The 15,424-nt window shown below is 34.8% G+C and carries 12 protein-coding genes; 8 read left to right on the plus strand and 4 right to left on the minus strand.

What is annotated here, in order from left to right:
- Positions 1–104: 104 nt before the first annotated feature.
- The 3 genes from DNC80_RS03595 to DNC80_RS03605 form a co-directional block, all read right to left on the minus strand.
- Positions 105–974 (minus strand): nucleoside phosphorylase, encoded by an 870-nt coding sequence (locus tag DNC80_RS03595; RefSeq protein ID WP_182649294.1) that lies wholly within the window; start codon positions 972–974, stop codon positions 105–107.
- 88 nt (positions 975–1,062) lie between these two features.
- Positions 1,063–1,392 carry a translation initiation factor gene (locus DNC80_RS03600; RefSeq protein WP_182649295.1) on the minus strand — a complete coding sequence of 110 codons (330 nt, stop codon included), beginning with the start codon at positions 1,390–1,392 and terminating at the stop codon, positions 1,063–1,065.
- 127 nt (positions 1,393–1,519) lie between these two features.
- Positions 1,520–2,470, minus strand: coding sequence for an isopenicillin N synthase family oxygenase (locus DNC80_RS03605; protein ID WP_182649297.1), 951 nt, complete (start codon positions 2,468–2,470; stop codon positions 1,520–1,522).
- 171 nt (positions 2,471–2,641) lie between these two features.
- On the opposite strand from DNC80_RS03605, the gene DNC80_RS03610 reads away from it, so the two are divergent.
- Positions 2,642–4,618, plus strand: a complete 1,977-nt coding sequence (locus DNC80_RS03610; protein WP_182649299.1) for a thiamine pyrophosphate-dependent enzyme — start codon at positions 2,642–2,644, stop codon at positions 4,616–4,618.
- A 294-nt stretch (positions 4,619–4,912) separates the two neighbouring features.
- On the plus strand, positions 4,913–5,137 hold the full coding sequence (locus DNC80_RS03615) for a hypothetical protein (RefSeq protein ID WP_182649301.1): 225 nt from the start codon (positions 4,913–4,915) through the stop codon (positions 5,135–5,137).
- A gap of 30 nt (positions 5,138–5,167) precedes the next feature.
- Here DNC80_RS03615 and DNC80_RS03620 read toward each other — a convergent pair whose 3' ends face one another.
- Positions 5,168–6,712 (minus strand): hypothetical protein, encoded by a 1,545-nt coding sequence (locus DNC80_RS03620; protein WP_182649303.1) that lies wholly within the window; start codon positions 6,710–6,712, stop codon positions 5,168–5,170.
- Between the two features lie 154 nt (positions 6,713–6,866).
- Here DNC80_RS03620 and DNC80_RS03625 point away from each other — a divergent pair, with 154 nt between their 5' ends.
- The 6 genes from DNC80_RS03625 to ilvC all read left to right on the plus strand — a co-directional run bounded on the left by DNC80_RS03625 (position 6,867) and on the right by ilvC (position 14,856).
- Positions 6,867–8,042 carry a 2-isopropylmalate synthase gene (locus DNC80_RS03625; protein ID WP_182649305.1) on the plus strand — a complete coding sequence of 392 codons (1,176 nt, stop codon included), beginning with the start codon at positions 6,867–6,869 and terminating at the stop codon, positions 8,040–8,042.
- 29 nt (positions 8,043–8,071) lie between these two features.
- Positions 8,072–9,175 (plus strand): 3-isopropylmalate dehydrogenase, encoded by a 1,104-nt coding sequence (gene leuB, locus DNC80_RS03630; protein WP_182649307.1) that lies wholly within the window; start codon positions 8,072–8,074, stop codon positions 9,173–9,175.
- Between the two features lie 35 nt (positions 9,176–9,210).
- Positions 9,211–10,884, plus strand: coding sequence for a dihydroxy-acid dehydratase (gene ilvD / locus DNC80_RS03635; RefSeq protein ID WP_182649309.1), 1,674 nt, complete (start codon positions 9,211–9,213; stop codon positions 10,882–10,884).
- A 136-nt stretch (positions 10,885–11,020) separates the two neighbouring features.
- The gene (gene ilvB, locus DNC80_RS03640; protein WP_182649311.1) at positions 11,021–12,715 is read left to right on the plus strand and encodes a biosynthetic-type acetolactate synthase large subunit; all 1,695 of its coding nucleotides are present in this window, start codon (positions 11,021–11,023) and stop codon (positions 12,713–12,715) included.
- A 94-nt stretch (positions 12,716–12,809) separates the two neighbouring features.
- Positions 12,810–13,328 (plus strand): acetolactate synthase small subunit, encoded by a 519-nt coding sequence (gene ilvN, locus DNC80_RS03645; protein WP_182649313.1) that lies wholly within the window; start codon positions 12,810–12,812, stop codon positions 13,326–13,328.
- Positions 13,329–13,386: 58 nt separating this feature from the next.
- Complete coding sequence (ilvC, locus tag DNC80_RS03650) at positions 13,387–14,856, plus strand: ketol-acid reductoisomerase (protein ID WP_182649315.1); 1,470 nt, start codon at positions 13,387–13,389, stop codon at positions 14,854–14,856.
- Positions 14,857–15,424: the final 568 nt, after the last annotated feature.

A 15,424-nucleotide genomic window follows, 5' to 3' on the forward strand; every position in this document is an offset into this window, starting at 1 on the left:
AACAAGCGTTTTAGCCCTGATAGAAGCGGCATCCTCTTGTGGTAGTGCTAGCGAACACAAGAGATACAGCGGATAGCAGGAAATAGCTCCTTATTACTGTAAAATTATTGTTTTGCTAATTTATCAAGCGTGTAGGCAATTAGTTCATCTACAGCCTTATAAGGGTCTTTACTAAAAGTTCCAGATGCACGATTGGCAATGATTGCGTTTAACGACAATGCATTGTGTCCTAAAAGTGCCGAAAGCCCATAAATTGCAGCGGTTTCCATTTCTAAATTGGTAATTTGGTTGTCACCAAATATAAAATTATCCATCTTTGAATTCAGTGCTTCATCTTGAATGTTCAAACGCAGAACTCGTCCTTGTGGTCCGTAAAAACCTCCAGCAGTTGCTGTGATTCCTTTGTGCATTTTGTCACTTTCAATTACTTTTTCTAGTTTTTCAGAGCAAGCAATTACATACGGTTTTCCTTTGCGCAAATCCCAATTAGTATGTTGTACAAAAGCATTTTCCATTTCCAGATTCGAAACTTCGTCAATTAAATAGGAGCGAAGCATGTTGTCTAATCCCAAGCCAAATTTTGATAGCACAAAACTATCCACGGGAATATCAGCCTGCAAAGAACCTGAAGTTCCGATACGGATGATGTTCAAAGATGTCAAGTTTTCTTTTGGCTGACGCGTCTCTAAATCAATATTAACCAAAGCATCAAGCTCGTTGATTACAATGTCAATATTATCTGGACCAATTCCGGTAGACATCACAGTAATGCGTTTGCCTTTAAAAATTCCGGTTTGGGTTTTGAATTCTCTTTTTTGAGTTGAAAATTCAATACTATCGAAAAATTGAGTGATTTTCTCCACACGATTCTGATCACCTACGAAGATGATATCGTGCGCAATATTTTCGGGTTTTAAATTCAAATGGTAAACGCTACCGTCTGGATTTAATATTAATTCTGATGATTGTATCATTATTTTTTTGTTTAAGGTTTAAGGTTTCAAGTTGCTCAACTGAATATTAAAATTGAGACTGTATGCTGAGACTGCAAACTGCTCACTATCATCCTCCAACACGTTTTACTTTGAATCCTTTTAGTTTTAATATTTCCATTATTTTATCTCGGTAATCCCCTTGAATGATAATAGCATCGTCTTTGAAGGTACCGCCAACACTCAGTTTGGTTTTGATTTCTTTGGCTAAGATTTTAAAATCTTCATCAGTTCCTTCGTAGCCTTCAATTATGGTAGTTGCTTTTCCTTTTCGTTTTTCAAATTTACAAATCATAGGCTCTTTTTGAATGTATAATTCGTGCGCTACAGACTCCGTTTGCTCTTCTGGCAAAGGTTCATGGTCAGGGAATAGGTTTTTTAATTGGTCTTGTAAGTCCATAACTTTAAAATTATTGATTATTTAACTATTAAGAAATTTAAGTTTTACAGCTCCTAATTTCTTACTACTTAAAAACAAAAAGACATCAAGCGAACTCGATGTCTTTCTTGAACTATTGAATTAAAATTTATTTTTTGATCAAACCTAAATCTACTAAACGCTCGTAAAGGTAATCACCTGCAGTAATGTCCTCAAATTGTTTTGGGTTTTCAGCATCGATACAATTTTCTAGGCAATTTAATGGCATATCGCTCACTGGATGCATAAAAAACGGTACAGAATAGCGTGAAGTTCCCCATAATTCACGTGGTGGATTCACTACTTGATGAATAGTCGATTTTAATTTGTTGTTGGTGTGACGTGATAACATATCACCTACGTTAATAACCAACTCATCTGGTTCTGCAATGGCATCGATCCAATCCCCATTGTGGTTTTGAACTTGTAAGCCTTTGCCTTGAGCACCCATTAACAAAGTAATCAAATTGATGTCACCATGAGCAGCAGCGCGAATCGCATTTTCTGGCTCTGATGTAATTGGAGGATAATGAATAGGTCTTAGGATAGAATTTCCATCTTTGGCATAATTGTCAAAATAAAATTCATCTAATCCTAATCGTAAAGCCAAAGCTCTTAATACATACACACCTGTTTTTTCTAACATTTGGTAGGCTTCTTTTCCTACTACATTAAAACGTGGTAATTCTTTAACTTCAACATTTTCAGGATATTCTGCGGCATATTTTGAATTCTCAGACACATACTGTCCAAAATGCCAAAATTCTTTTAAATCTCCTTCTTTTCTGCCTTTGGCATGTTCTGTTCCAAACGAAACATACCCTCTTTGTCCACCAATTCCAGGGATTTCATAACCACGTTTTGTTTCTAAAGGTAAAGCGAAAAAATTTCTGATTTCACCATACAATTCATCAACCAACTGGTCGTTTAAAAAATGCCCTTTGAGTGCTACGAAGCCAATATCTTCAAATGCACTTCCGATTTCATTTACAAATTTTTGTTTACGTGCCGGGTCATCCGACAGGAAATCACGCAAGTCAACACTAGGAATGTTTTGCATACTTTTAAATATTTTTTGATATTTTGCAAGATCTAAACCTTGCAGTTACAAATGTAAAGAATAATTTTATATTTGAATTTTAAATTTTAGAAACAACATGAAAAAATATAACAAAATAACACAAAACTGTTATATTTTTTTATCTTTGAACCATACAATAAAACCGCAACCATGATCTTCGACAGAAAAAATCTTACTGACCATCAATTATTAGATTTATACAAAAGAATATTAAAACCACGACTAATAGAGGAAAAAATGTTAATCCTTATCCGTCAAGGTAAAGTCTCAAAATGGTTCTCAGGAATTGGTCAAGAGGCAATTTCTGTAGGGGTTACTGCAGTTTTAGATTCAGATGAATACATTTTGCCAATGCATAGAAATTTGGGAGTATTTACTGGAAGAGATATTCCGTTGTACCGCCTTTTTTCACAATGGCAAGGTAAAGCCAATGGGTTTACAAAAGGTCGCGATCGTAGTTTTCATTTTGGAACCCAACAGTACAAAATTATTGGTATGATTTCGCATTTAGGTCCTCAGTTAGGTGTGGCTGATGGAATTGCTTTAGCCAATAAACTCAAGAAAAATGGTAAAGTTACTGCTGTTTTTACTGGAGAAGGAGCAACAAGTGAAGGGGACTTTCACGAAGCTTTGAATATTGCTTCGGTTTGGGAATTACCTGTTTTATTTGTAATTGAAAATAATGGATACGGACTTTCTACACCTACAAATGAGCAATACCGCTGTGCAAATTTAGCTGATAAAGGCATTGGTTACGGAATGGAAAGTCATATTGTAGACGGAAATAATATATTGGAAGTATTTCATTTATTATCTGAATTAAAGGCTTCAATGAAAGAAAATCCAAGACCTGTTTTGTTAGAGTTTAAAACCTTTCGAATGCGCGGGCACGAGGAGGCGAGTGGAACAAAATACGTTCCGCAGGAATTAATGGATATGTGGGCTGAAAAAGATCCTGTAGAAAACTTTAGAAACTTTTTGTCAGACAACAACATTCTTACAGCTGAGTTTGATGAAGGGCTACGATTAGAAATTAAGAAAGATATAGATGAAAGTTTGGCTCTTGCCAATGCAGAACCTGAAATAGAAGCTTCTTTAACTGAAGAACTAAATGATGTGTACAAACCATTTATATATGAAGAAGTTAAACCCTCATCAGAAAAAGAAAATATTCGTTTTATAGATGCGATTTCTGCTAGTTTAAGACAATCAATGGAACGTCATGAGAACTCAGTTATCATGGGCCAAGACATTGCTGAGTATGGTGGAGCATTCAAAATTACAGATGGATTTGTGGCGCAATTTGGAAAAGAGCGTGTGATTAATACACCTATTTGTGAAAGTGCAGTGGTTTCAGCAGGAATGGGATTATCTATTAATGGTTACAAAGCAATTGTGGAAATGCAATTTGCCGATTTTGTTTCGACAGGATTCAATCCGATTGTGAATTTATTAGCAAAATCACATTACCGATGGTTAGAAAAAGCCGATGTTGTGGTGAGAATGCCTTGTGGCGGTGGAACTCAAGCAGGACCCTTTCATTCACAAACTAACGAGGCTTGGTTCACAAAAACTCCGGGTTTAAAAGTGGTTTATCCAGCCTTTCCGTATGATGCAAAAGGATTGTTGAATGAATCTATTAACGATCCAAATCCCGTATTGTTCTTTGAGCACAAGCAATTGTATAGAAGCGTTTACCAAGATGTTCCTAAAGATTATTACACTTTACCATTAGGAAAAGCGGCTCTATTGAAAGAAGGAAATTCGGTAACTATTATCGCTTTTGGAGCGGCAGTGCATTGGGCTTTAGAAACTTTATCAAAAAATCCAGAAATTTCAGCAGAATTATTGGATTTAAGAACTTTACAACCTTTAGATACCGACGCTATTTTTACTTCCGTAAAGAAAACGGGTAGAGCTATTATTTATCAGGAAGATTCCATGTTTGGCGGAATTGCTAGTGATTTATCAGCAATGATTATGGAGAATTGTTTCCAATATCTTGATGCACCAGTTCAGCGTGTTGCAAGTCTAGACACACCAATTCCGTTTACAAAAGCATTAGAGGATCAATATTTACCCAAAGGCAGGTTTGAAAATGCACTTAATGCCTTGTTGGCGTATTAATATGGAAGTTATTTTAGGTTGTTTTTAGTATTTTAATTCTAAAAATAACCTAAAATCCAATAGATAATTATAAAAATTAGAATGGTGCCAAAGCAACCTCCACCTAGTTTTTTAGCTCCGTAGCCCGCTAGTATTGTTTTAAAGAATCCGTTCATAATTTTTTTATTAAAAGTAACCATTAGTTTTTATATTACAATCTATTTATAATTATCTATTTTTTTTTGAAAATAATTCATTTGTATTTGTAGCAACAAAATGATGTTTCTATTTTTGAAAAAAAATTAAAACGTACTCATGAAGCCGCTTAACGAAAAATTATTAGTCAAAGATGCCACTATAAATAAAGTACAATTTGACAAAGAATGGTTTTACAAATTAGATGATATGGCTTTTTATTTGAAAGAAGACCTTTCGGAAGTTGAATTTATATTTTTGCCCATGCAAATTGATGGTGAACAAGAGTTTGTAAAATGTTCCAGTTTTGAAGATATAATGCGTGGTCGCAAAGAAATTGAATAGAAAAGGAGGCTTTAGCCTCCTTTTTGTTTTTTACCGATTGTTTTGTTTTGCTTTTTCCTTTATAATGATGCTAATCTTGCAATTTTCTATTTTACTTTCTAACCAGGAAATGATATCGAGATATAAAAAGGCACGTTTTTCATAGGTATTTTGTTCTAATTCGACAAAACGAGTTCGCATTTTGATAAACTCTTTCTTGATATCTGTCGGATAAATAGAGTTTAAATTTTTCAAAAATTTGATAATTTCTTTTTGTACTTCATGCAAGTCGTTCATTTTGAGTAAAAACTTATAAGTATTTTTGAGTTGATTTTCTAAGTAGTAATCTTTCCCTAATTCGTAATGCGCAATCAAGCACAGCAAGCGCGCAAAACACATTAAATCCTCACGCATGGAAAGGTTTTTATTGTTGATGATTTTCTCTAAATAAAAAATACTTTCAGCATATTTTTCGTTACCAAAATAAATAGAAGCAAATTTGTAGTAAAACAACATTTCGTGATGCTCGTCAAGATGATCCGTATGCATTTTTAATTTATGCAATACTTCAGGAATTAAATATTCACTTTCTGCAAAAGTACCTTCTAAAATATGTAAATTAAGTTTGTTGTTATAAACATATAAAAAGGACAAACTCGCAATATTATCATTCACTGGAAAGCGGGAATCCTTTATGGTTTCTTCTAATAAATCTAAGTATTTTTTGAACTTGGTTTTGTACTTCAACATGTACAATGACTCCAGTAAGTAATGATTCCCTTTTAAGAAAAAAACAGGATTCAAGTAAATCATATTAGGATTATCATAAAAAAGGGTAACCCATTTTAATGCATATTTATAGCATGATAAAAAATCCTGCACTAAAAAACTTCGCCACAAATTAGCATTATAAAACCAGTATTTTTCTCTAAAACCAAACTTTTTTTCGTCGAATTTGGAGATATGTTTTTTAAAATAGTCATCAATATAAGTAAACTCTGCATCGGTTTTTACATAACCGGTTTTGAGCATGATACCATATAGCTGTAGTGATAAGTTTGATAATTTACTAGAAATAGTATTGCGGTAGTTCAACTCTTTAGCTTGTACTACCAATTCATCTGCACGACCTTGAATACTGCGGGTTATGTATTGGGATTCAATGAGTTTCTCAAATTCTACAATTTCATAGGCCATTAGTTTTTCATCATTTTCTAAGGCCAGAATTTTGGTTTTATCCAAGAGTTTTAAACTTTGCTTATACAAGCCTTTATTGTATAGAATTGCAGCAAAATCAATTTGTTCTCTAAGTTGATAACGCATGTTTTGACTCGGAATGTTCAATCGGATACTCACCAAAATTTGCTTGTACAAATACGATTTGAGGTTAGACAATTGCACTTTTTTGATACTGCCACTTTTCAAAATTAGCTTTTCATCATATGCATCTGATTTATCAAGTATGTTAAAAAGTTCAATAAATTTTGTATTAGAACTGGTCTCTAATCTACTTGCAAAAATTTTAAATTGTCTTTTCTCAGATTTAGAAAGGGACTTTATTAATACAAATAAAAAATCTTTTTGATGGTTAGCCATTGTAGAATAGTATAACTTAATGTTTTGTTAATCAGTATTTTATAAAGTTTAAATACCCCTTATGAGCAGTATATTTCAGGAAATTGTGTTTTCTATCCAACTAATGAAAGATATTTTTGTTACAAGTTGTGCAAATTACATTAAATAAATTAAAATGAATAGAGAGAAAGTTCAAATTTTTGATACCACCTTACGTGATGGAGAGCAAGTCCCAGGATGTAAGTTAGACACCAACCAAAAATTAGTGATTGCAAATCGATTGGATGAAATGGGTGTAGACATTATTGAAGCTGGTTTCCCTGTTTCTAGTCCAGGTGATTTTTTATCTGTTTCAGAAATAAGTAAGGTTGTTAAAAATGCAGTAGTTTGCGGATTAACTCGCGCTGTAAAAAATGATATTGATGTAGCCGCACAAGCGCTTCAATATGCCAAAAGATCTAGAATTCATACGGGCATCGGAACTTCTGATTCGCATATTTTCCATAAATTAAATACTACAAAAGAAGATATTATTTTACGTGCCAAAGCGGCCGTAGCTCACGCCAAATCCTACGTAGAAGATGTAGAGTTTTACGCTGAAGATGCAGGAAGGACAGATAATGAATTCTTAGCACGAGTCTGCGAAGAAGTTATTAAATCAGGAGCTACCGTATTAAATATTCCAGATACAACTGGGTATTGTTTGCCAGAAGAATATGGTGCAAAGATTAAATATCTCAAAGAAAATGTAAAAGGTATTGAAAACGTGGTTTTATCGTGTCATTGTCATAATGATCTAGGAATGGCAACCGCTAATTCAATCGCAGGTGCTATAAATGGCGCTAGACAAATAGAATGTACAATAAACGGGATAGGAGAGCGAGCAGGAAATACGGCACTTGAAGAAGTGGTAATGATTTTCAAACAGCATCCGTATTTAAATTTAGATACCAATATTAATACTCGACAATTGAACGAAATGAGTCGATTGGTTAGTGAAAGTATGGGAATGATTGTACAGCCCAACAAAGCAATTGTTGGGGCAAATGCCTTTGCACATAGTTCCGGAATTCATCAAGATGGAGTTATAAAAAATAGAGCTACTTATGAAATCATGGATCCGCTTGAAGTGGGTGTAAATGAATCTTCGATTGTATTGACCGCCCGAAGTGGTAGAGCAGCATTGGCTTACAGAGCAAAAAAAGTAGGTTATGAATTGACTAAAATGCAACTTGATGTGGTTTATATTGAATTCTTAAAATTTGCTGATATTAAAAAAGAAGTAGTAGATCAAGACATTCATCAAATAATTGAAGCTTGTAAAATCAATAAGGAGTTGGTTTTAAATTAAACAAAGCCCCTAAACTAAAATCAAATATTATGAATTTAAAAATAGCAGCACTTGCAGGAGATGGAATAGGACCAGAAGTAATTTTACAAGCCAAGAAAGTTTTGTATGCTATTGGTGTCGTTTTCGATCATGAATTTGTTTTTGAGGATGCCTTAATTGGGTCGATTGCAATAGAAAAGACAGGAAATCCATTACCGGAACAAACTTTAAATCTTTGTTTAAATACGGATGCCGTGCTATTTGGCGCCGTAGACGATACTGTTTCAAGTACTAAATTACGTCCTATTCAAGGTTTATTAAATCTGCGTCAAGCCCTCGGTTTATATGCAAACATTAGACCTGTAAAGCCTTATGCCGACTTACTTGATTTGTCTCCATTAAAAAGAAAGATAATTGAAAATACTGATTTCATCATCTTTAGAGAAATATCAGGAGGATCGTATTTCAGTGAGAAAAAAAGCAACGAAACAGGCACTTTTGCTTCAGACCTTTGCGAGTATTCCGAAGAAGAAATTATCCGTATCAGTCATTTAGCTTTTCGAACTGCTCAAAAAAGAAACAAAAAATTAACCTTAGTTGATAAAGCAAATATTTTAGAAACCTCACGTTTGTGGCGTAAGGTTGTCACTGAACTATCTGAAGGCTACCCAGATGTTGCTTTGGAATTTTTATTGGCTGATGCCGCAGCGATGCAAATTATCATCAATCCAAAACAATTTGATGTGATTCTTACTGAAAATTTATTTGGAGATATTTTATCAGACGAAGCTAGTGTTATTACGGGTACAATTGGATTGTTACCATCGGCGTCTTTAGGCAATTCATCGGCGCTTTTTGAACCTATTCATGGTTCTTTTCCAGAAGGAAAAAATAAAAACATCGCAAATCCTATTGCTTCTATACTTTCTGCAGCAATGTTATTAGAACATTTTGGTCTACATGCTGAATCCTTAAAAGTATACGAAGCTGTGCAAAAAGCAATTGAACTAAATGTCGTAACCGCTGATTTGAATCCGTATTCAAAATTTGGAACTAATGAAGTGGGCGATTTTATAGCCAACTATATTTTAAGCAAAGACGATCTTTATTTTAAAAGTGATAATGTATACATCGGACAGTCTACAATTGTTTAATTATCAATACAATATTTCAATTATAACATAAAAAAATGGAATTAAATAAATACAGCAAAACGATTACTCAAGACGAAACACAACCTGCAGCGCAAGCCATGTTGTACGGAATTGGTTTAACCGAAGCTGATTTGAATAAAGCTCAAGTAGGCATTGTAAGCATGGGTTACGAAGGAAATCCTTGTAACATGCATTTAAATGATTTAGCTAAAGACATTAAAACAGGGGTTTGGCAAGAAGATTTAGTGGGATTGATTTTTAATACAATCGGAGTAAGTGACGGAATGTCAAACGGTACGGATGGAATGAGATTTTCATTGGTATCTCGAGATGTAATTGCTGACTCTATTGAAACAGTTGTGGGAGCACAATGGTATGACGGACTAATTGCTATTCCTGGTTGTGATAAAAATATGCCTGGTTCTGTTATGGCAATGGGTCGACTCAATCGCCCTTCGATCATGGTCTATGGTGGTAGCATCCATTCTGGAAAATGGAAAGGAGAATCGCTAAATATTGTATCGGCTTTTGAAGCCCTTGGAAAAAAGTTTAACAATACGATTTCACCCGAAGATTTCAAAGGTGTGATTCAAAACTCTTGTCCTGGAGCAGGTGCGTGTGGTGGAATGTATACAGCAAACACCATGTCATCAGCCATCGAAGCTTTGGGGATGAGTTTACCCTACAGTTCTTCGAATCCAGCTTTAAGCCCAGAAAAAAAGCAAGAATGCCTTCATGCCGGAAAAGCCATCAAAATATTATTGGAAAAAGATATCAAACCTAAAGATATCATGACACGCGAAGCCTTTGAAAATGCCATTACGATGGTAGCAGTTTTAGGAGGATCAACCAATGCTGTCATGCACTTGATAGCGATGGCTCACTCGGTTGATATTGAAATTACTTTGGATGATTTTCAAAGAATTAGTGACAAAACGCCTTTGCTAGCCGACTTAAAACCAAGTGGAAAATACCTAATGGAGGATCTTCATGCTGTGGGCGGAGTTCCTGCTGTCATGAAATATTTATTAAAAGAAGGTCTATTACACGGACATTGTTTGACGGTTACGGGTAAAACTTTAGCCGAAAACTTAGCCTCTGTACTTGACTTAAATGATGGTCAAGATGTAATTCATGAAATTCAAAAAGCATTAAAAAGTACTGGAAATATTCAAATTTTATACGGCAATTTGGCTTCTGAAGGCTGTGTGGCCAAAATAAGTGGTAACGAAGGCGAATATTTTGAAGGAGATGCAATTGTCTATGAAAACGAGCATGATGTTATAAAAGGGGTAAGAAACGGAGAAGTTAAACCGGGAAATGTAGTCGTCATTAGATACTGCGGACCTAAAGGTGGGCCAGGAATGCCAGAGATGCTAAAACCTACGTCAGCCATCATGGGTGCTGGTTTAGGAAAAAGTGTTGCTTTGATTACAGATGGCAGATTTTCTGGTGGTTCGCATGGTTTTGTGGTTGGACATATTACTCCCGAAGCTTATGATGGTGGTGGTATTGCATTAGTTCAAAATGGTGACATTATAACGATTGATGCCGTTAAAAACTCTATCAATCTTAAAATTTCGGATGAGGAATTTGAAAGGCGAAAATCACAATGGAAACAACCAGAAACGCCAATAAAAAAAGGTGTTTTACTAAAATATATTCGGTCGGTTTCAAGCGCCTCAACAGGTTGCGTAACTGATAAATAATAACAAATAGCAATTTCAAAAGGCAAGATGAATATTGTAAAAAATTAATTGTTATTACCACAAATTTTGAAATTGATATTGAAATTGCCGTTGCTAGGGAAATTGGCAAGAGGCACTGGCTAAATAAAAATAGAAAATGGAAAATAATAAAATGTCAGGCGCAGAAGCCGTTATAAAATGCTTACTAGAGGAGGGCGTAGATGTAATTTACGGCTATCCTGGCGGAGCAATCATGCCGGTTTACGATGAATTATACAAGTTTAAAGACGAATTACATCACGTATTGGTGCGTCACGAGCAAGGAGCTACACATGCTGCACAAGGATATGCACGAGCAACTGGCAAAGTAGGCGTTGCCATTGCAACTTCTGGCCCTGGAGCTACCAATTTAGTTACTGGAATTGCTGATGCGCAAATCGATTCGACACCAATGGTTTGCATCACAGGTCAAGTTGGTAAACATTTATTGGGTTCTGATGCTTTTCAAGAAACCGATATCATCGGAATTTCGACTCCGGTTACCAAATGGAATTACCAAATTACAGAGGCTTCTGAAATCCCAGAAATTATTGCGAAAGCATTTTACATCGCCAAATCGGGTCGTCCTGGTCCGGTTTTAATTGACATTACCAAAAATGCGCAGTTTGATGAAATGGAATTCAGTTACAAAAAATGTACAAGTATTCGAAGTTATCATCCCAAACCAATCCTTAATATTAATAAGGTACAAGAAGCTGCAGCTTTAATTAATAACGCTAAAAAACCTTTTATTATTTGGGGTCAAGGTGTTATTTTGAGCCAAGCCGAAGCCGAATTAAAAGCTTTGGTAGAAAAATCAGGTATTCCAGCAGCATGGACTATTTTAGGATTATCAGCATTGCCTACCGCACATCCACTCAATGTAGGTATGGTAGGAATGCATGGCAATTACGGACCCAATGTACTCACAAATGAATGCGATGTGTTGATTGCTCTCGGAATGCGTTTTGATGACCGCGTAACTGGAAACCTTGCAACGTATGCCAAGCAAGCCAAAATAATTCATTTTGAAATTGATCCTGCTGAAGTGGATAAAAACGTAAAAACAGATGTAGCCGTTGTAGCCGATTTGAAAGAATCTTTAACGGCTTTACTACCCCTTATTCAAAACAACACCCATGATTCTTGGCACAATGAATTTAAAGCTAAATATGAAATTGAATTAGAAGCTGTCATAAATGAGGAGTTGCAACCCAAAAAAGAAGGGATTTCAATGGGTGAAACTATCGAAATGATCAACAAACACTCTAAAGGAGACGCAATTTTAGTTTCAGATGTAGGGCAACACCAAATGTTTGCTTGCCGTTACGGGAAATTCAATACTACCAAAAGTAATGTCACATCAGGTGGTTTAGGAACTATGGGATTTGCATTGCCCGCAGCAATTGGAGCCAAAATGGGAATGCCAAATCGTGAAGTAGTAGCTATTATTGGTGATGGTGGTTTTCAAATGACCATTCAAGAATTAGGAACTATTTTCCAGACCAAAGTTCCAGTTAAAATTGTGGTTTTGAACAATGAGTTTTTAGGAATGGTACGTCAGTGGCAACAATTGTTTTTTGAAAAAAGATACGCTTCTACCGAAATGATCAATCCTAATTTTATTGCTATTGCGGAAGGCTATTACATCAAAGCGAAAAAAGTAACTAAAAGAGAAGATTTAGATAGCGCAGTTGCAGAAATGTTAGCTTCAAAGGATTCGTATTTCCTAGAAGTGATGGTCGAAAAAGAAAATAATGTATTCCCAATGATCCCAACAGGAGCATCGGTATCGGACATTCGTTTGTCATAAAAACAGTTTAAAGTTTAAGGTATAAAGTTTTGGAACCTCAAAAGAATTCTATTCAACTTTTATACCTTAAACATAAAACTTTAAACATAAAAAAATGGAAAATAAAACATTTACCATCTCAGTATATTCAGAGAACAACGTGGGTTTATTGAATAGAATATCAGGTATATTCTTAAAACGCCACATCAATATTTTAAGTTTGAACGTATCCGAATCAGAAATTGAAAACGTTTCTCGATTTATAATTGTGGTGAATACCACAGAAAAATGGGTTCAAAATATTGTGGGACAAATCGAAAAACAAATCGAAGTGATTAAGGCGTTCTACCATGTAGACGAAGAAACGATTTTTCTTGAAAATGCACTTTTTAAAATAGAATCAAGTTTGTTATTTGACGAAAAAAAAATTCAAAACATCATCAAAGAAAGTCACTCTGAAATTGTTACTGTGGCAAGAGATTTCTTTGTGATCTCAAAATCAGGACGACGTGCAGAAATTCAAGAATTATACGAGAAATTAAGACCTTTTGGAATCATGCAATTCGTTCGATCTGGCCGAATTTCGGTATCAAAAGAAAAAATGCAAATTTCTGCGATGCTGGAGCAACTGTAGCAATAAACTAAAAAAAACGAACTAAAAACTAAATAATACCTTCCTTAAAAAATACAAAATGGCAAATTATTTCAACTCATTACCACTTCGATTACAATTAGAACAATTAGGCGTTTGCGAATTCATGGACCAATCTGAATTTTCAGAAGGCATTAGTGCATTGGCTGGTAAAAAGGTTGTAATTGTGGGTTGTGGAGCCCAAGGTTTAAACCAAGGCTTGAATATGAGAGATTCAGGTTTAAACATTTCTTATGCACTACGAGCTGATGCAATTACAGAGAAAAGAGTATCTTTTAACAACGCATTCGATCACGGATTCACTGTTGGAACGTACGAAGAATTAATTCCAACTGCTGATTTAGTTTGTAATCTTACACCAGATAAACAACATACAGCTGTAGTTACGGCAATTATGCCTTTGATGAAAAAAGGAGCGACTTTGGCGTATTCACATGGTTTTAATATTGTAGAGGAAGGCATGCAAATTCGCGAGGATATCACTGTTATCATGTGTGCTCCAAAATGTCCAGGATCAGAGGTGCGTGAAGAGTACAAGCGTGGTTTTGGTGTACCTACTTTAATTGCAGTTCATCCTGAAAACGATCCAAATAATGTAGGTTTTGCACAAGCAAAAGCCTATGCAGTGGCTACCGGTGGTAATAAGGCAGGTGTGCTAAACTCTTCCTTTGTAGCCGAAGTAAAATCAGATTTAATGGGCGAACAAACCATTTTGTGTGGCATGTTACAAACTGGTTCAATTTTATGTTTTGATAAAATGGTTGAGGAAGGGATTGAGCCCGCGTATGCATCTAAACTTATCCAATTCGGTTGGGAAACCATTACCGAAGCTCTAAAACACGGTGGAATTACGAACATGATGGATCGCCTTTCGAACCCATCTAAAATTGAAGCTTTTCGATTGGCAGATGATTTAAAAGAAATTATGCGTCCGTTGTTTCAAAAACACATGGATGATATTATTTCGGGGGAGTTTTCAAAAAATATGATGATTGATTGGGCAAACGATGATATCAATTTATTGACATGGAGAGCTGCAACAGCTCAAACTAATTTTGAAAAAACAGCTCCAACTTCAGCTCATATTTCTGAGCAAGAGTATTTTGATCACGGTACTTTATTAATTGCCATGGTAAAAGCGGGAGTTGAATTGGCTTTTGAAACCATGACTCAATCTGGAATCATTGAAGAATCAGCGTATTATGAATCTTTACATGAATTGCCTTTGATTGCCAACACTGTTGCTCGCAAAAAATTATACGAGATGAATCGCATTATTTCGGATACTGCGGAGTATGGTTGCTATTTATTCGATCATGCATGCAAACCTTTGTTAGTTGATTTTATGAAAACCGTAAAAACAAATGTAATTGGAAAACCATTTTCGAACTCAAATGGTGTGGATAATAGCGTTTTGATTGCAGTTAACAAAACCATTAGGCAACATCCTATTGAAGAAGTAGGGGAATGGCTTCGCGCTTCTATGACAGCGATGAAAAAAATAGGATAACATCAATACAATCTACCACATATGAGGATGTGGCGGGATTGGCACTATATCATTTGATTTCATAATATCTTGAGTTAGTTAAAAAGTGTTACAATGATCTACAGATATGGATGCTTTTAAATTCACTTAGCTTTGATTTATTCAAAGTTAAGTGAGTTAATCCCATTTATTTTTCCAAAAAAAAGAGCGAGTATTTATATTTGTTTGTAGAATTTGTAATACTAATTTAACTTACATTTTATTTTTACTGAAGAACAAATAATTCTATCATCATTGGAACAAGATTTTGACGACAAAATTTTAATTGTTTTTATATATTTTTGTTTTCAATAAGGCGTGAAAGATCGCTCTTTCACGCCTTTTGTATGCTGTCTATTTACTTTAAATAAGCGAATAACTACATATTAATAAAAAATTAAGTGAAAAATTATATATTTTACTTTTTTTTGTAGGTATTTATGATTTAAATAATTTTCTCAATAGGCACAGATTTAATACTTTTATAAAAAATTACACTATGAGTTACTACAAAATTGACACTCTAGAACAATACTTCAAGCATTATAAT

It is taken from the genome of Flavobacterium sp. SOK18b (assembly GCF_014156605.1).
Lineage (GTDB): Bacteria > Bacteroidota > Bacteroidia > Flavobacteriales > Flavobacteriaceae > Flavobacterium > Flavobacterium tiangeerense.

What these genes read in the sequence shown, in the direction of transcription:
- DNC80_RS03615 (WP_182649301.1), top strand. Translation starts at nt 4,913, where the DNA reads ATGAAGCCGCTTAACGAAAAATTATTAGTCAAAGATGCCACTATAAAT.
- DNC80_RS03625 (WP_182649305.1), top strand. Translation starts at nt 6,867, where the DNA reads ATGAATAGAGAGAAAGTTCAAATTTTTGATACCACCTTACGTGATGGA.
- leuB (WP_182649307.1), top strand. Translation starts at nt 8,072, where the DNA reads ATGAATTTAAAAATAGCAGCACTTGCAGGAGATGGAATAGGACCAGAA.
- ilvC (WP_182649315.1), top strand. Translation starts at nt 13,387, where the DNA reads ATGGCAAATTATTTCAACTCATTACCACTTCGATTACAATTAGAACAA.
- DNC80_RS03610 (WP_182649299.1), top strand. Translation starts at nt 2,642, where the DNA reads ATGATCTTCGACAGAAAAAATCTTACTGACCATCAATTATTAGATTTA.
- DNC80_RS03595 (WP_182649294.1), bottom strand. Translation starts at nt 974, where the DNA reads ATGATACAATCATCAGAATTAATATTAAATCCAGACGGTAGCGTTTAC.
- DNC80_RS03620 (WP_182649303.1), bottom strand. Translation starts at nt 6,712, where the DNA reads ATGGCTAACCATCAAAAAGATTTTTTATTTGTATTAATAAAGTCCCTT.
- ilvB (WP_182649311.1), top strand. Translation starts at nt 11,021, where the DNA reads ATGGAAAATAATAAAATGTCAGGCGCAGAAGCCGTTATAAAATGCTTA.
- DNC80_RS03605 (WP_182649297.1), bottom strand. Translation starts at nt 2,470, where the DNA reads ATGCAAAACATTCCTAGTGTTGACTTGCGTGATTTCCTGTCGGATGAC.
- ilvD (WP_182649309.1), top strand. Translation starts at nt 9,211, where the DNA reads ATGGAATTAAATAAATACAGCAAAACGATTACTCAAGACGAAACACAA.
- DNC80_RS03600 (WP_182649295.1), bottom strand. Translation starts at nt 1,392, where the DNA reads ATGGACTTACAAGACCAATTAAAAAACCTATTCCCTGACCATGAACCT.
- ilvN (WP_182649313.1), top strand. Translation starts at nt 12,810, where the DNA reads ATGGAAAATAAAACATTTACCATCTCAGTATATTCAGAGAACAACGTG.